Raw genomic sequence first — 16,463 nt, forward strand, 5'->3', positions numbered from 1 at the left:
CTGTCCTAAATTTTTATGACAGAAATCCCGGGCACACACAAGACCGATTCACAAAAATCTTGGACGTTTGGCGACAGAAAATTACGCGACGCGCAGTCGAAACGAAAACTTCGGTCCCCCGCACGCCTTCGTGATCAGCCGCTGGCTTTACCGCTTTTTCAGCCCTTGGCCCTTGCGCGTCAAACCCCGAAGCGGCCATGGTCGCCCTCCTTTTCGCAATCAGACATGGACTTTCCGAATGTTCTTTGCATCCGACAACTGGGCGGGCGTCCATCCCGATATCTCGGCCAACCTGACCCGCCATGCTGCCGGCATCGCCACCGCCTATGGCGATGGCGACCTCGACCGCGCCCTCTACAAGCGCTTCAACGAGATTTTCGAGCGCGAGGTCGCGGTCTTCTTCGTTGCCACCGGCACGGCGGCCAACGCGCTGTCCATGGCGTCGTTGAACCGGATCGGCGGCGTCGCCTTCTGCCATGCGGAAGCGCATATGAATGTCGATGAATTCGGCGCCGCGGGTTTTTACACCGGCGGCGCGCGTATGTCGCCCGTCCCGGGACCTCTGGGGCGCATCAATCCGCAGGCGCTCGACCGGGCCATCAAGCGCTATTCGCAGGATCTCGTCCCTGCCGGCCAGCCGATGGCGGTGACAATCACCCAGGCGACCGAAGTAGGCACCGTTTACACCGTCGACGACGTCAAAGCTGTCTCGGAGGTGGCTCGCCGTCACAAGCTGCCGCTGCACATGGACGGCGCGCGCTTCGCCAACGCCGTTGCGGCGACAGAGATCAGCCCTGCCGAAATGACCTGGAAGAGCGGTGTCGACATCATCTCCTTCGGTGGCACCAAGAATGGCTGCTGGATGGCCGACGCGGTCGTCGTCCTCAACCCCGACGTGGCGCGCGACCTGCGCCTGCTTCGCCAGCGCGCCGGGCAAACCTTCTCCAAGGCGCGCTTCATCTCGGCCCAGTTCGAGGCCTATTTTGCCGACGATCTGTGGCTGAGGATGGCGCGCCACGCCAATGCGATGGCCGCAAGGCTGGCCGCGGCGATCGAGGACGCGCCGTCCGGCCGGCTGGCCTGGCTGCCGCAGGCCAATGAAGTGTTCGCCATTCTCGACCGCAGCAAGGCGGAAAAAATGCAAGGCGACGGCGCCAAATTCTACGAATGGGGCGTGCCGCAAAGCTTCGACGGCCACCTCGGCGACAATGAAGCGATCTACCGCTTCGTCGCCAGCTTCGCGACGACCGCTGAAGAGGTCGACCACCTCGGCCACATGATTGCCTGAGCTATTCCGATGACCAAGCCACCTCTCGGCTCAACCATGCGGCTGGTTCGCCCGGCGCCAAACGTGCTGGGCTTTTACGATGGTCGCATCGACGGCGTTCGCGCCTGGTCGGACGAGCCGAACTGGCTGGACGACGGTGCCTATGCCCTCGGCATCTGCACCTATGCCGTTGTCGACGGGCCGCACGCGCTTGTCTACGACACCCATATTTCGCTACCGCACGCGCGCTATATCAGGCAGACGCTCGAAGCCATGGGCGTCAGCTCGATCCGGGTCGTGCTCAGCCACTGGCATGACGATCATATTGCCGGCAATGAGGTGTTTCAGAATTGCGAGATCATCGCCAACACGCTCACCGCCTCGGCGCTGGTGCAAAACCGGGCCGAGATCGAAGGCGGCATTCCGCCGATCAAGCCGCTCGTGCTGCCGAACAGGACCTTCGAAGGCAGCCTCGACCTCACGGTTGGGTCGATCGCCGTCGAGTTGCGCCAGGTCGAAATCCACAGCCATGACGGCACGGTGCTGTTCATGCCCGAAACCAGCCTGCTTCTGGCAGGCGACACACTCGAGGATCCGATCACCTATGTCAGCGAGGCGGATCGGCTGGCTGAACATCTGGTCGATCTCGAACGCATGGCCGGCTGGCCGATCAACCGCATCCTGCCCAATCACGGTTCGCTCGAAGCGATCGAACGAGGCGGCTATGACAAAAGCTTCATCGCCGCCACGCAAGCCTATGTCCAGAAACTGCTCCGTTGCCGGCATGAGCCCGATCTGGCGAAGCAGGATTTGAAAACCTTTGGCGCCGACATGTTCGCCACCGGTGCGGTCGAGTACTTCGCGCTATACGACCCCGTTCACCGGCAGAACGTCGAGGCCGTTCTCGCGACCGGCACCTAGGCGAGGAATGGCCGCAGCAGAAGCTCCAGCCCAAGCAGGATCAGGAAGATCAGGAACCAGCGTCGGAAGGTCGCCGGGCTGATCCGCCGCCGCAGCAATTGTCCCAGCCACATGCCGAGCAACGCTGGCAGGACCGCCAGCGACGACATGGCGATGTGCTCGACCTGGAACGCGCCATGCGGAGCAAGGCCGGCGGCAAGCGCGATGGTCGACACCGTGAAGGACAGGCCGAGCGCCTGGATCAGGTCGTCGCGGCTCAACCCCAGTGCCTGGATGTAAGGCACGGCAGGGACGACGAACACACCGGTGCCGCCGGTGACGAGGCCGGTGAGAAAACCGACGACAGGTGACGACCAGCGCTCGGCTGACGCGGGAACCGTCAATTGCCGCGCCAGCAGCGTGTAGACGGCATAGACGATCAGCGCAGCACCAAGGCCGGCGGTCGTCCATTTGACGTTGTCGCTGGCCAAGAGCCATGAGCCGGCCAGCGTGCCGGCGACGATGCCGACCATCATCAGCCACAGCCGCTTGAGGATCGAGGCAAAGCTCGGTCCGGCAAACAGCTGCCAGATGTTGGTGACGAAGGACGGCACGATCAGCAGCGAAGCCGCCGCGACCGGCGGCATGACGGTGCCGAGCAGGCCCATCGCCAGCGTCGGCAGGCCCATGCCGGTGACGCCCTTGACGATGCCGGCCAGCAGGAAGGTGACGGCAATGGTGGCTGCCAACGCCAGCGAGAAATCAGACATCGCCCTTCATGGGAAGGCGGCGCCCCTACCAAAAGAGCCAGAGCCCATGGTTCTGGGTGACAGAGGCTTCGGCGCAACAAAAAAGCGGCGCCTTGCGGCGCCGCTTTCGTCTCGGGAGGAGACGCTTTTGTCTCTGGGCGTTACTACGTCCCTTTGGGCGATATCACGCCGCCGTCTTGATTACGCGGCGTTCTTGGCCTCGATCTGCTTGGCCTTCTCGGAGCTGGCGGTAATCGCGATCTTGCGCGGCTTCAGCTCCTCCGGGATGTTGCGCGTGAGATCGACGAAGAGCAGGCCGTTCTTCAGCGTGGCGCCGACGACCTCGACATGGTCGGCGAGTTGGAAGCGGCGCTCGAAGGAGCGCGAGGCAATGCCGCGATAGAGCAGCTCGGAGCCTTCGCCATTGCCCTCTTCCTTGCGCTCACCCTTGACGGTCAGCACGTTGCGGTGGGCTTCGATCGAGATCTCTTCGTCCGAGAAGCCGGCAACCGCCATCGAGATGCGATAGGCATTCTCGCCGGTGCGCTCGATGTTGTAGGGCGGATAGGTCTGCGCGCTCTCGGGCTGGGCCAGCGAGTCGAGCATGGTGAACAGGCGGTCGAAGCCGACGGTCGAGCGATAGAGCGGGGAAAAATCAACGTGACGCATGAGGTGTTCTCCTGTTGAGCAACATGGTTTGCGTGTGGCCGGTGCGAAACCCTGAAAAAGGCGTTTCGGGTGGACCAGCAGCCCCGACATCGGCGGCTGCATCAGACATTTGGGGAGCGCAAAAGCGCATTTCAAGGATTTTTGAACAGCCGTGAATCGAGGTGTCGATGAACGGCAGATGAACCGCCGCTTCGGCGCCCGTTCAGCCGGCCGGCGCTAGAGTGCAGCCAGGATAAAGAACCAGGCGGCGCCGGATGAAGGCGTCGCGACGAGGCCGAACCGGGTGTAACGTCCCTTCCTCCCGGATCGACAGAGGCCGGAAGCACGCCGCCGCAGGCTGCTTCCGGCCTTACTCGTTGTTCGTCCGCCCCCTTAAGCGCCCGTCCCTTTGCTTTTCATCCATTGGCGTCTATCACCATGCCGACGCCCTGCTGGGGTGAGACACCACGAAGACGCAAGCGCCGAATGACGGACCTCTTCCACCCCACGCCAGGCAATCCGCCGCCGCAAAATGTCGCCGGCGGCTTCTTCACCACGCGCGACGGCAAGAAGATCCGCTACGGCCTTTTTGCCGCGGTCACCCGGCCGCTGAAGGGCACGGTCGTCCTGCTGCCCGGCCGCAACGAGTGCATCGAGAAATATTTCGAGACCATCCGCGACCTTACCGATCGCGGCCTCGGCGTCGCCACGCTCGACTGGCGCGGCCAGGGCGGTTCGGACCGGCTGATCCGTGACCGGCAACGCGGCTATGTCCGCTCCTTCTACGACTACACCGGCGACCTCGAACGGTTCTTCGAGGACATCGTGCTGCCCGACTGCCGCGGCCCGTACTACATCCTCGCCCATTCGGCCGGAGCCGTGATTGCGCTGCTCGCCGCGCCGTCGATGGTCAACCGGGTGCGCCGCATGGTGCTGATCGCGCCATTCCTGACGGTGCCCGATTTTCCGCTGTCTGTAAAAACGGTGCGCCGCGTCTGCTCGCTCTTGTGCTTTCTCGGCCTTGGCCGGCTCTATGCCGCCTGGGGGCCTAGACCCAGGCAGACCCTGCCCTTTGCCGTCAACAAGGTGACATCGGACCCTGAGCGCTATCAGCGCAACACGAAAATCTACGAGGACTATCCACAATTGGCGCTCGGCGGCCCGACGATCCGCTGGCTGCGGGCCGCCATCAAGGCAAGCGAAGCCATCAGCGAGCCGGACTTCATGGCGAAGATTCAGGTCCCCCTCCTCGTGATCGCCGCCGGCGCCGATCAGGTCGTCTCGACCAAGGCCGTGGAAGCCTACACCAGGCGTCTGCGCGTCGGCTCGCTGCTGATGATCGATGGCGCCAAGCACGAGATCCTGCAGGAGGCCGATGTCTACCGCGAGCAGTTGTTCGCCGCCTTCGACGCCTTCATTCCCGGCAGCGACGACCCCACGGTCTGATGCCGCCAGCACCGCAGGTTGTGGCGCCTAGAGCTTACGCCTGCTGACAGCCTTCTGTCAGGAGGACCGCCCGGCAGCGCCAGCAGCACGCAAAGAGCTAAAGATTCTGACAGCCGGTGCCGCGCCGGAATGATCATCTCCCCGCGTCGAACTGAACCCCAAGGAGATGACATCATGACCGAGAAAACCTGCGCTGCCTGCGATTGCCAGCTGGACGCGAACCCGATCCGCGTCAAGGTCGGCGGCAAGACCGTCGAGGTCTGCTGCGAGGAATGCGCGATTGCATTGAACGAAGCCGGCGCCTCGGTAGCCGGCGCCTCAATAGTCAGCAACGGGGAGGCCTGAGCGATGCGCTCAAATCACACAGCGACGGCGCAATGCCTGCCAAAGGCGCCGACAAATCAAAGCGCGACCTTCTGGCGGTCCTTACGAACACAAGGCATTGCAGCCGCCAATTGGATCGGCCGTCAGCTGGAGAGGCGCCGAAGCCGTCTTGCCTTGCTGGAAATGACGGACGAGCAGCTCAAGGACATTGGCCTGTCGCGGAGCGAAGCCCATGGCGAATACATGCGCCATTTGTGGGATTGAGCCATGGCCATGCGAAGATCCTGACAGGTGAAGTCTCCTGACAGGTCTGGACAGGCCGATCGCCTAAAGTGCCGGAACAGCTTTCGGCGCAGAGGGGAACGCAGCGGCCATGTCGCAATTCGCAGTACAGACACTTCTGGACACCGGCACCGTCAGGGTGCGGGACGTCGTCTGCAGCGGCGAATGCCGGCACAAGAGCGAAGAAGAATGCACCGCCGCCACCCATCTGGTGTTTCCCTATCGCGGTGTGTTCGTGCGCCATGTCGGCCGCAATGACGCCGTCGCCGAAGCCAACCAGTTGCTGTTCTTCAATGAGGCGGAGCCCTATCGGATCAGCCATCCCGTCGAGGGTGGCGATTCCTGCCTCGATCTCGTCATCGAGGAGGCGCAACTGCAGGAACTGACGCCGAAGGAGCAGCTGCGCTCGGGCAGTGCGTTGGCGTTTCGCCGTCAGCGCCGCCGCATCGACCCGCGGGCTCAGGCACTGGTGGCAGTGCTGCGCCACAGCCTGAGCCGCAATATTGCCGAAACGCTGGAGGCCGAAACCCTGGCGCTGACGCTGGTGCGGCGCTCCCTCGGCGAGCGCACTTCGCATGCCGCCGGTGCCAGCGCCGGCCGGCAGAAGCTGGTCGACCGCGCCAAGCTCGTCCTGTCCTCGGACCTGTCGCGGCGCTGGACACTGGCGGAGATTGCCGCTGAAGTCGGAGTATCACCGGTTTATCTGACGCAAGTGTTCCAGCAGGTCGAGGCGATGCCGCTCTACCGCTATCATCTGCGCCTGCGCCTGGCGCGCGCGCTCGACCTGCTTGGCCGCTACGACAATCTGACCACGCTCGGCATGGACCTCGGCTTCTCCAGCCACAGCCATTTCAGCGCAGCGTTCAGGCAGGTCTATGGCCGAACGCCAGCGGAATTCCAGCGTTCGATCAAGCCGCGCTGACAGGGTAAAAAAAATCAGCCGCGCAGCGCCGCCATCGCCGCCGCGTGAAGTTCCGGCGTCGCCGCGGCCAGTATGTCGCCGCCCTTTTCCGCCGGGCCACCCTCGAATGTGGTGACGACGCCGCCTGCCTTTTCGATGATCGGGATCAGCGCCACGATGTCGTAAGGCTTCAGTCCGGGATCGGCGACGATGTCGACGCTGCCCGAGGCGATCATGGCGAAGGCGTAGCAATCGGCGCCATAGCGGACGAGCTGGACCTCTTTTTCGAATTTATCGAAACGTGTACGCGCCTCGCCCTTGAACAGCGCCGGCGTGGTGGTGAACAAGGTCGCCTCGTCGAGCTTCGTCGTCTTGCGGGTCGACAGCTCGCGCGGGCCGCCCGGGCCTTCATAGTGGGAGCCGGAAGCGTTGGCGTAGAACAGCTCGCCGGTGAAGGGCTGCGCCATCATGCCGGCGACAGCGTCACCGTCGACCGTGAGACCGACCAGCGTCCCCCATACCGGCAGGCCGGAAATGAAGGCGCGGGTGCCGTCGATGGGATCGATCACCCAGACATGCCGGCTGGAGACGTTCTCGCTGCCGTGCTCTTCGCCCAAAATGCCGTGATCGGGATACTCGGCCGATATCAGCGCCCGGATGGCGCGTTCCGTCTCGCGGTCGGCTTCCGTGACCGGATCGAAACTGCCTTTTTCCTTGTTGGCCACCGCGCCCTGGGCGCGGAACCGCGGCAAGGTTTCAGCCGCCGCCGCTTGCGCGATCCGGCGCATGAAATCGATGCTGATGTCCACCTGATTCTCCCGCATTGCAGAGTGCCCGACCCGGTCTGCCGGCACTTTTGCGCCAAAACAAGCCGGTTTATCGATTTATCACTGAGATAACTGTTGCCAAAATATCACATAAGCGCCACAGAAGCGCAATTTCCACATCAGAGTGAATTAAAAAAGGGTGGAGTCGGTTGACATTTGTGCATCGCACAATAACTTTGTTGTCGGACAGGTTTTCCTGTCCATGCCCTCCTTGGGCGTTTCCTCCCTAGACTTCGACCGTGTCGTGCAAACGATGCGGTCTTTTTTTACGCCGCCGCATGGCTAGCGCGGGATCTCATGGATAGCGCCGCTCCGGCGTCATTCGGCAGCCAGCGGCAGGTCGATGAAATGGTGGTCGGGCATCGCCATCAGATCCGCCGAAAAGCGCGCCATATCGTCGGCCAGCGCATCGAAACCAGCCGATTTCTGGAACGTCCGCTCATTCATGTAGAGCCCGCGATTGACCTCGATCTGCAGCGCATGCAGATGGCGCGCGGGCCGGCCGTAGTGCTCGGTGATGAAGCCGCCGGCATAGGGTTTGTTGTGGGCGACGGTATAGCCCATGCCGATCAGCAGGCCGATCGCCGTCTCGGTCAATGCAGCCGTGGCGGAGATGCCGAAACGGTCGCCGACTATGAAGTCCGGCCGCAGGCCGCTGTCGCCCACCCTGATGCTCGCCGGCATCGAATGGCAGTCGATCAGCACGGCATAGCCGAACCTGGCATGGGTCCTGGTCAATAGCCGCTTCAGCGTCTCGTGATAGGGTTTGTAGACGGCCTCGATGCGCTGCACGGCCTCCGCCAGCGGCAGGCGGCCGGAATAGATGTCGAGCCCCTCGCCCACCAGCTTGGGCACTGTGCCGAGCCCGCCGGCGACGCGGGCCGAGCGGATGTTGCAGAAGGACGGCACCGGCTCGGCGAACATGCGCGGGTCGAGTTCCCACGGTTCGCGATTGACGTCGAGATAGGCGCGCGGAAAATTCGCCGCCAGCATCGGCGCGCCGAGCGCCACCGCGCCACCGAACAACTCGTCGACATAGCAATCCTCGGAACGGCGGATGGCGTTGCGGTCGAGCCTGGCCATGGCCAGGAAGCGGTCGGGATAATAGCGGCCGCTATGTGGTGAGTTGAAGACGAAGGGAACGCGCTGCTCGGCGCCCGATCGGATTTCGAAGGGTGGAACGACCGAAAAATCCTCGGCTGCCGTCGTCAATTTGAACGAACCCGGAAACAGCAATGCATCATGATGGGAAACTGCCACCTCATCGGCCGCATGTCCAGCATTTCGGCATGTCAGGACCCCCGTCAAATCAGGATTAATGCCGCCAGTGTTCACTTGATGTTTACCGTCACCTCCTCATATACAGGATGGTTAACGGGTTTGCCGGACGGCAGGCTTGGGTGGGTGATTCGGACGGGACAAGATGGCACGCATTCTGCTGGCGGAAGACGACGACGACATGCGCCGGTTCCTGGTCAAGGCACTGGAGCGGGCCGGCTACCAAGTCAGCGACTTCGACAATGGCGCCAGCGCCTATGAGCGGCTGCGAGAAGAACCGTTCTCCCTGCTGCTGACCGACATCGTCATGCCGGAGATGGACGGCATCGAGCTCGCCCGCCGCGCCACCGAGATCGATCCCGACCTCAAGGTGATGTTCATCACCGGTTTCGCGGCCGTCGCGCTCAACCCGGATTCCAAGGCGCCGAAAGACGCCAAGGTGCTGTCGAAGCCGTTCCATCTGCGCGATCTCGTCAACGAGGTCGAAAAAATGCTGCAGGCCGCCTGAAGCATTTCGGGGGCGATGCCGCCGCTCGCCTGGCGGCGCGACAAAACGAGCCTTTCTTTCCCTTTTCCGGCTATTGACGCGCTGGATCAAAAATGGTGTATGCGCGGCTTCGGATGGGCGTGTAGCTCAGCGGGAGAGCACTGCATTGACATTGCAGGGGTCACAGGTTCAATCCCTGTCACGCCCACCATCCAGACCAAAGCCGCATCATAGCTGATCGAGCTCCAACGGCTGTTGCCGCCGCGTCGCCCTTTGCGGCGCAGGCTGGCAAGCGGGCACAACAATGCCTGGGACAAATTTTCAGTCGTGACGCCCGGGCGCGATGGCTTTAAGGCTTGGGACAGACGCGATGTTCGGGGGGAACAATGCGAATGACGACATCGATGATCTCCGACCACGGGCGCGCTCGCTTCGGCGGGTGGCCATGACGTCAACTCGGGTGCAGCAGAAGGCGACCTGGCTACGCATCTACCTCGAGCTCAAACGGGCGAGGAAATATCTCCAATCGCCAGGTTCAAGCCTTGGCGGCGTGCTGGTTGCGGCAAAGCGAACGCTCGAACACAGGCGCGATGTCAGGCTTCGCATCAGGGCGGCGCGTCACGCATACCCTGCCTTGCCGATTGCGCCGGCGAAGGACAGCTTCATGCTCGTCCGCATCATTGGCAACGATCTCGAGCCGCGGCACCGCAAAGGCCAGTCCTTCGACAATGCCAGCTTCATCCTCGACAATGAGCCTGCCTTTCCTGACTGCGACAAGTTCTGGATCGTCAATCGGATAGCCGATCGGGATGAGGAGGCCCGCATCGTCAGGCTGCTGGAGGGCCGCGGCCAGAGCTTTGTGCGCATCCCTTTCGACCTCGAGGCCTATGGCCGGATTGCGTGGGACATCGACAGGCTGGCGGCAAAGCAACTCCGGTTTTCCGGCAAGAGCGGCCAATCAGCTGAACTCACGCCGGCGCGCTACGAAACGCTCATCAGGCACAGCAAGAACCGCTACCTGATGAACAACAACGGCGCCCGCAACAAGGCGCTTGAGATCGCCCGCACGCGGGCGAAGTGGCTGATGCCGTGGGACGGAAACTGCTATCTGACCGAGCAGGCATTCCGGCAGATACGCGGGGCAATCGAGGCAAGGCCGTATCTGCCCTATGTCATCGTGCCGATGGCGCGCATTGTCGAAAATCTGGCTCTGCTCGACGAGAATTTCAAACCGCCGGCCAGAGAAGAGCCCCAGATCATCTTTCGCGCCGATACGACCGAACTGTTCGACGAAGATTATGCCTATGGCCGCCGGCCCAAGGTCGAAATGCTGTGGCGGCTCGGCGTTCCCGGACCATGGGACCGTTTCCGCGACGACCCGTGGGATTTCCCACGCCCGTCGCTGGCCCCCGATGCCGGGCTTTTCCACAAGGCCGGCTGGGTGGCGCGCCTGGATTCCGGGCGCTCGCATCTGGAAATCGGCAAGGCCGGTTTCGTCGCCCGCTGGAGCAGCCGCGACGAAGCCATCGTCGATATGATCGACCGCTGCGATGCCCTGGCGACCGCCGCCAGACTCGACCCGTCGCGCCTGGTTTTTTACGACGACGCTGTTCTTGCAGCAGTATCCCAAGGCAATGACGTCGAGCTTCGCCGCCATCTCGAAACTGCCGCGAGCGAGGTGCTCGCCCGCGCTCGTCACACCGATCTCCATCAAGCGGGCGATCCTGCCCGCCTGCGCCATGTCCTGCACGACGTCACCGTGCTGGCGCTGGCGGCGGCCGTGCTCGGTGATCAGCGCTTTGCCGCCGATGCCGCGCAATGGATACGCACATGCTTCATCGACACAAGGATGAACCCGTCTCGCGCAAAGCAAGGTGTCTTCGAGCTCGGTGGTCTCCACTTCTTTCTCGATGCCGTCCGCCTTGTCGAGCGGGCCGGGGCGCTGACCGGGCGGGACCGGGAGGACTTCCGGACCTGGCTTGGCGGCTACGGCAAATGGCTGGCCACCGTACCGGCGACAGAGTTTGGCAAGCACGGTGTCCTCAGTGATCTTCAGCGTACATCGATCGCAATGTTTCTGAACGACGGCGCAACGCTGGCCAGGGTCCGCCTCCACGCCCGCGAAAGGCTGGCAGCCGAGATCGCACCCGGCGGCTCGTTTTTGAACGAAACGTCCAGCCGGCACGACGCCATGTTCGCCTTGCAGGGCTGGACAGCCCTGGCGCGGGTCTTGTCCGCGGTGGACGACGATTTGTGGCGGCACCAGGCTGCCGAGGGACAGGGCCTGGTCACGGCGCTGCGCCGGTTTGCAGCCGATATCGGCAGGCAAGATATTGAGACCATCGATCGGGATCTGGCTCGGCCACTGCTGTTGGATCTCGCATGCCACGACCCCGCGACGCCAGCGCTTGATGTCAGCCCGGGGAGATCGCTTTTCCATCCCGACCAGGGCATCGCACCGTTCTGGGTCTGGCGAAGGCAGTGATAGACTAGATCCTGATCCCGGCTTTCCAGAGCCGCAGCCTCGCTTTCAACAGCGGGCTGGATTCACGGGTCGCGATCGGCCGGATGTAACGCCTGATCGTCCTGAACAATGCATTGGCCGGTTCGGCAGCCTGCGATCTGGCGATCATCTCAAGCGCCTGTTTCAGTTCGCCAAAGCCGTCATGCAGAATATGGGCGACACAGGCCGTGGCATAGGGATGACCGGCCTTCGCCGCGGCAAAATAGGACGCGAAATCGTTGCCCATGGCGTGGCCGTGCACTGTCTTGCGCGACAAGGCCAAAAGCATTGGCAGCGGTACCTTGGGACGCGCCTCGAATTGCGCCGTCATGCGCGATTTCAAAATGGCTTCGCCTGAAGCGTAGTCCTTCTCGCGAAAATAGGAGGCCACGATCTTCAGCGCATACGCGTCGTTTTCAGGATCGAGCGCATAGCCTTTGCCGAGAATGTCCCTTGCCTGCGCCGGGCTGATGTCGTCCTCAATGTTCAGGAACGCCGACAGATAGCCGAACGCCGCTTCGAATGGATGGTAGTCGGACTGATGCCGCTCCAGCTCTTCGAGCATGAGTTGCGCCGCCAGGGGCGGGCTGAACAGCGCCGTGGTCCTGGTGCGTGGAATGCCGCTCATCACCGACGACACGGATGCGAACACGCTGCTGCCGGCGTAGATCCGCTGGCAACGCGCCAGAAGGCCCATCTCGAAAAATGCCCTAAGCGTCTCATCCTCGAATTCGTTGGCGCCGAAATCGTCGGTCAGCAACGCGCCGGTTTCCGACCTCAGATAGTCGAGCGTCGCACGATCCTGGCCGACCAACAGAGTCGCAATATCCTGTGACGCGAGCTCGGCCACAATCGCCTTGGCCAGCGCGGAAGGGATTACCTTGCCGTTGAAATTCAGCATCGAACGGTATTTGCCGCGAACGATATCGCCGCTGCGAAGATGCAGCCCGGCCATTTGCCCCGGAAATTGACAGGACTGGGCCGCGTGCAGCGCATGGTTCACCGGCTCGGCAAAGCCGAGAGTCCTGATCGTTTCGGATGTCGCGATCCGCTTTCCCTTGTCGCGAAAAGACTCCAGAACGTTGAAATCGTTGCAGAGCCAGCCCCGAAAGAAGCTTCGGCCGGCTGACGCATTCAGGCTTGCGCGGGTGAATTTCCCTTTCTTGAGAACCTCGAGATCCGTCTCTCTGATCTTTTCGCCCAGCCAGTGTTTCTCGATGAATTCAGGATTAAATATTTTGTCGACCGTATCGACAATGTGAAACGTCTTGTCCGAGACGGCTCTCTTCCAGGTGAATCCGAAGCGGTGGCCTGTCGCATCGGCAAGCGCCTTTGCATTGACCATGGCCAGAAGCCGGCCGCCCAGCCCGTCATCCCTGGTCGCGGCAATCAACTTTGCATGCTGAGGATTGGGATCAGGCCACGCCGAGGCGGACGTCACCCTTCTCAACATGGCTGAGAAACCACGCATATGTCTGTTCCAATCCACTGCGAAGCACGTAGCGCGGGCGCCACCCCGTTGCAAACAGCCGCGACACATCCATCAGCTTGCGCGGCGTGCCATCCGGCCTGGTCGTATCAAAGGTGATCGTAGCCTCGACGCCGGCGACGGATGCGACGGTTTGGGCAAGCTCGGCAATGGTGACATCCTCCCCCGAACCGACATTGACGTGGCCGTCGCCGGCATAATTCTTCAACAGCCAGACCAGCGCATCGGCAGCGTCGTCGACATGCAGGAATTCGCGCCTCGGCGTGCCCGAGCCCCAAACCTCGAGGCTGGTGGCGCCGCTCAGCGCCAGCGCATGCGCCTTTCGCATCAGAGCCGGCACCACATGGCTGCTCTGAAGGTCGAAATTGTCGCCTGGGCCGTAAAGGTTGGCCGGCATCGCCGAGATGTAATCGACGCCATACTGGCGCCGATAGGCCTGGCACAGTTTAAGCCCTGCGATCTTGGCGATCGCATACCATTCATTGGTGGGCTCGAGCGGGCCGGTCAGCAGTGCATCTTCCGGAATCGGCTGTGGCGCGAGCTTGGGATAGATGCAGGACGAGCCGAGAAACAAAAGCTTGCCGACCTCGCTGCGAAAGGCGCTGTCGATGACATTGCTCTGCATGACCAGGTTGTCCTGCAGGAAATCGACCGGGAACCGGTCATTGGCCAGGATGCCGCCAACCTTGGCGGCCGCCATCACCACGGCGTCCGGCCGGTGCTCGGCCATCCAGCGCCGCACGCCGGCCTGGTCGAGCAGGTCGAGCCTGTCGCGCGATACGGTGAGCACCTCGCAATCCTCGCCCGCCAGCCGTCGCACGACGGCCGAACCGACCATGCCGCGATGCCCCGCGACGAAGACACGCTTGCCTTTCAGCTCAAATGTCACGTCCATCGGCCTGCCTCACGCGGAGCGGCTGTTCTGCCGCGTGCCGCCGGCCGCGCGCGCCAGATCGGCCTGCACCATTTCCGCCACAAGATCCCTGAACCCGGTCGTGTGCGACCAGCCAAGTCTCGCCTTGGCCTTGGCGGGGTCGCCGAGCAAAAAGTCGACCTCGGTGGGCCGAAAATAGCGCGGATCGATACGCACCAGGACCGTGCCCGAGCCGGCATCGACACCAACTTCGTCGACACCCTCGCCTTGCCAGCGGATGCTCCGTCCGGTCTCGGCAAAGGCCAGTTCGACAAATTCGCGCACCGAATGCGCCTCGCCGGTCGCCAGCACGAAATCGTCGGCTTCGCTGTGCTGCAGAATGCGCCACATGCCTTCTACGTAGTCGCGCGCATGGCCCCAGTCACGCCTGGCGTCGAGATTGCCGAGATAGAGCGTGTCCTGCAGGCCGTGTTGGATCGAGGCGACGGCTCGCGTGATCTTGCGGGTGACGAAGGTTTCGCCGCGCGTCGGGCTTTCGTGGTTGAACAGGATGCCATTGGCGGCGAACATGCCGTAGGCTTCGCGGTAATTGACCGTGATCCAGTAGGCGTAGAGCTTGGCCGCGGCATAGGGCGAGCGCGGATGGAACGGCGTCGTCTCGCTTTGCGGGACCTCGCGCGCCTTGCCGTAAAGCTCCGAGGTCGAGGCCTGGTAGAAACGCACCGATTTTTCCATGCCGAGGATGCGGATCGCCTCCAGCAGCCTGAGCGTGCCCAACGCATCGGCATTGCTGGTGTATTCGGGCGTCTCGAAACTCACCTGGACATGGCTCTGGGCGCCGAGATTGTAGATCTCGCTCGGCCGCGTCTCCTGCACGAGGCGAATAAGATTGGTTGCGTCGGTCAGGTCGCCATAATGCAGGAAAAAGCGCGCACCGCGCTCGTGCGGATCGACATAGATGTCATCGACGCGCTCGGTGTTGAACGAGGACGAGCGGCGTTTGACGCCATGGACAATATAGCCCTTCCGCAGAAGCAAATCTGCAAGATAGGCCCCGTCCTGCCCAGTTACACCGGTGATGAGCGCCACTTTTTCCGTCATTGCCGCATTCGTCCGCATCTAATCCCGGCAACGGAATACAGATTTGACGCGAGAACGCAAATCCCCCACACGGGGGATACTTTTCAGCCAATGATTGCGTTGTGCTCAGGCACCCGCGACCGCGCAGAAATGCTTCATCCTGGCCAACGCAAGCACGGGATCGGCGAGCAAGCCTGCCTGGTCGGCAAGGCGGAAGACATCGGCATAGTGCAGGATGCCGCGCGCCGACTGCATGCCGCCGACCATTGTGAAATGATCCTGATGGCCGTTGAGCCAGGCCATGAAGACAATGCCGGCCTTGTAGTACTCGGTCGGCGCCTCGAAGATTTTGCGCGACAATGGCACCGTCGGCGCCATCAGCGCGTCATAGCCGGTGCGGTCACCGTCAGCCAGTTTCGACAGGGCGGCATTGGCGACCGGGGCGATGGCGTCGAATATGCCGAGCAAGGCATGCGAGTGACGTTTCCCGTCGCCTGCGATCAGTTCAGGGTAGTTGAAGTCGTCGCCGGTGAACATGACGACGCCGTCAGGCAGCCGGTTGCGCAGGGCGACTTCCTTGCCGGCATCGAGCAGGGAAATCTTTATCCCCTCGACCTTGCCGGCATGGCGCTCGATGATGGCAACGACGGTGTCGAGGGCAGCCTCGAAATTGCCGTTGCCCCAATAGCCCTTCAACGACGGATCGAACATGTCGCCCAGCCAGTGCAGGATGACCTTGCCGGCGGCCTGGCTGAGGATGCGATCGTAAACCCTGATATAGTCGTCCGGGCCTTTGGCGACCGCCGCCAGCGCCCGGCTGGCCATCATGATCGCCTTGCCACCCTGCCCTTCGATGAAGGTGAACTGTTCCTCATAGGCGGCGATCACGTCATCGAGCGTCCTGGCAGCCGCCGGCATCAGATGATCGGTGCCAGCGCCCGATGCCAAATCGGCGCCTTCGACGCTGCGCGCCTCGGCGATCGAGCGCCGGATCAATTCCTGCGCATTTGTCCAGTCGAACCCCATGCCGCGCTGCGAGGTGTCCATCGCTTCGGCGATGCGGAAGCCGAGTCGCCACAGATGGTGGCGAAACGCCATCGTCCTGTCCCAGTCGACCGCAGGCTTCGACCACGGATTGGTCATGGCGAAAGGATCGGCGACGACATGCGCCGCGGCATAGGCGATGCGCGGGAAAGCAGCACCTATTCTGGGCTCCACCGGGTCGCCCACCAGCTTGTAGCTGACGCGGCCGCCATTCTCCGCAGGCAGGGTGATGTCCATGGCAACCTCCGTTTCCGGCATCCTATAAATGGAACGTTCCAATAAATCAAGAACCGTTATGATTCCGGAGGTTGAACCGGTACAACTGCCAAAAAAAGACTAAGAGCCTTGCTGTGCAGCACATCCA

General features: G+C 62.5%; 16 protein-coding genes and 1 tRNA gene. 9 read left to right on the plus strand and 8 right to left on the minus strand.

Annotated elements, in window-relative coordinates; translation table 11 throughout:
- Window positions 1–238 precede the first annotated feature (238 nt).
- Complete coding sequence (locus ACYHH6_RS31415; protein WP_352586263.1) at window positions 239–1,288, plus strand: threonine aldolase family protein; 1,050 nt, start codon at window positions 239–241, stop codon at window positions 1,286–1,288.
- Window positions 1,289–1,297: 9 nt separating this feature from the next.
- Window positions 1,298–2,188 carry an MBL fold metallo-hydrolase gene (locus tag ACYHH6_RS31420; protein WP_352586262.1) on the plus strand — a complete coding sequence of 297 codons (891 nt, stop codon included), beginning with the start codon at window positions 1,298–1,300 and terminating at the stop codon, window positions 2,186–2,188.
- Here ACYHH6_RS31420 and ACYHH6_RS31425 read toward each other — a convergent pair.
- Both ACYHH6_RS31425 and ACYHH6_RS31430 read right to left on the minus strand, forming a co-directional pair.
- Window positions 2,185–2,937 (minus strand): sulfite exporter TauE/SafE family protein, encoded by a 753-nt coding sequence (locus ACYHH6_RS31425; protein ID WP_352586261.1) that lies wholly within the window; start codon window positions 2,935–2,937, stop codon window positions 2,185–2,187. The genes ACYHH6_RS31420 and ACYHH6_RS31425 overlap by 4 nt on opposite strands.
- 180 nt (window positions 2,938–3,117) lie before the next feature.
- Window positions 3,118–3,585, minus strand: coding sequence for an Hsp20 family protein (locus ACYHH6_RS31430; RefSeq protein WP_352586260.1), 468 nt, complete (start codon window positions 3,583–3,585; stop codon window positions 3,118–3,120).
- 465 nt (window positions 3,586–4,050) lie between these two features.
- Here ACYHH6_RS31430 and ACYHH6_RS31435 point away from each other — a divergent pair, with 465 nt between their 5' ends.
- The 4 genes from ACYHH6_RS31435 to ACYHH6_RS31450 all read left to right on the plus strand — a co-directional run bounded on the left by ACYHH6_RS31435 (window position 4,051) and on the right by ACYHH6_RS31450 (window position 6,538).
- Entirely contained in the window at window positions 4,051–5,010 is a 960-nt protein-coding gene (locus tag ACYHH6_RS31435) for an alpha/beta fold hydrolase (protein ID WP_352586259.1), read from the plus strand.
- Between the two features lie 174 nt (window positions 5,011–5,184).
- Complete coding sequence (locus ACYHH6_RS31440) at window positions 5,185–5,355, plus strand: hypothetical protein (RefSeq protein WP_352586258.1); 171 nt, start codon at window positions 5,185–5,187, stop codon at window positions 5,353–5,355.
- A gap of 3 nt (window positions 5,356–5,358) precedes the next feature.
- Window positions 5,359–5,598 carry a DUF1127 domain-containing protein gene (locus ACYHH6_RS31445; protein WP_352586257.1) on the plus strand — a complete coding sequence of 80 codons (240 nt, stop codon included), beginning with the start codon at window positions 5,359–5,361 and terminating at the stop codon, window positions 5,596–5,598.
- Between the two features lie 109 nt (window positions 5,599–5,707).
- Complete coding sequence (locus tag ACYHH6_RS31450; protein WP_352586256.1) at window positions 5,708–6,538, plus strand: helix-turn-helix transcriptional regulator; 831 nt, start codon at window positions 5,708–5,710, stop codon at window positions 6,536–6,538.
- Between the two features lie 14 nt (window positions 6,539–6,552).
- Here the strand turns inward: ACYHH6_RS31450 and hisN are convergent, their stop codons facing one another.
- Complete coding sequence (hisN, locus tag ACYHH6_RS31455; RefSeq protein WP_352586255.1) at window positions 6,553–7,326, minus strand: histidinol-phosphatase; 774 nt, start codon at window positions 7,324–7,326, stop codon at window positions 6,553–6,555.
- A gap of 336 nt (window positions 7,327–7,662) precedes the next feature.
- Window positions 7,663–8,604: an N-formylglutamate amidohydrolase gene (locus ACYHH6_RS31460; protein ID WP_181057444.1), complete on the minus strand. Its 942-nt coding sequence runs from the start codon at window positions 8,602–8,604 to the stop codon at window positions 7,663–7,665.
- A gap of 163 nt (window positions 8,605–8,767) precedes the next feature.
- Here ACYHH6_RS31460 and cpdR point away from each other — a divergent pair, with 163 nt between their 5' ends.
- From cpdR to ACYHH6_RS31475, 3 genes are all read left to right on the plus strand, one after another.
- Window positions 8,768–9,130 (plus strand): cell cycle two-component system response regulator CpdR, encoded by a 363-nt coding sequence (gene cpdR / locus ACYHH6_RS31465; RefSeq protein ID WP_006199474.1) that lies wholly within the window; start codon window positions 8,768–8,770, stop codon window positions 9,128–9,130.
- Window positions 9,131–9,245: 115 nt separating this feature from the next.
- Window positions 9,246–9,320, plus strand: a tRNA-Val gene (locus ACYHH6_RS31470).
- A gap of 234 nt (window positions 9,321–9,554) precedes the next feature.
- Window positions 9,555–11,594 carry an alginate lyase family protein gene (locus ACYHH6_RS31475; protein ID WP_352586254.1) on the plus strand — a complete coding sequence of 680 codons (2,040 nt, stop codon included), beginning with the start codon at window positions 9,555–9,557 and terminating at the stop codon, window positions 11,592–11,594.
- 4 nt (window positions 11,595–11,598) lie between these two features.
- Here the strand turns inward: ACYHH6_RS31475 and ACYHH6_RS31480 are convergent, their stop codons facing one another.
- The 4 genes from ACYHH6_RS31480 to ACYHH6_RS31495 form a co-directional block, all read right to left on the minus strand.
- A complete protein-coding gene (locus ACYHH6_RS31480; protein WP_352586253.1) occupies window positions 11,599–13,005 on the minus strand; it encodes a hypothetical protein in 1,407 nt (468 codons plus the stop codon).
- 22 nt (window positions 13,006–13,027) lie between these two features.
- Window positions 13,028–13,996, minus strand: coding sequence for a GDP-L-fucose synthase (gene fcl / locus ACYHH6_RS31485; protein WP_352586252.1), 969 nt, complete (start codon window positions 13,994–13,996; stop codon window positions 13,028–13,030).
- Window positions 13,997–14,005: 9 nt separating this feature from the next.
- Complete coding sequence (gene gmd / locus ACYHH6_RS31490) at window positions 14,006–15,076, minus strand: GDP-mannose 4,6-dehydratase (protein WP_352586251.1); 1,071 nt, start codon at window positions 15,074–15,076, stop codon at window positions 14,006–14,008.
- Window positions 15,077–15,181: 105 nt separating this feature from the next.
- Window positions 15,182–16,336 (minus strand): dihydrodipicolinate synthase family protein, encoded by a 1,155-nt coding sequence (locus ACYHH6_RS31495; RefSeq protein ID WP_352586250.1) that lies wholly within the window; start codon window positions 16,334–16,336, stop codon window positions 15,182–15,184.
- Window positions 16,337–16,463 lie beyond the last annotated feature (127 nt).

Source organism: Mesorhizobium sp. P171375 (genome assembly GCF_057786075.1).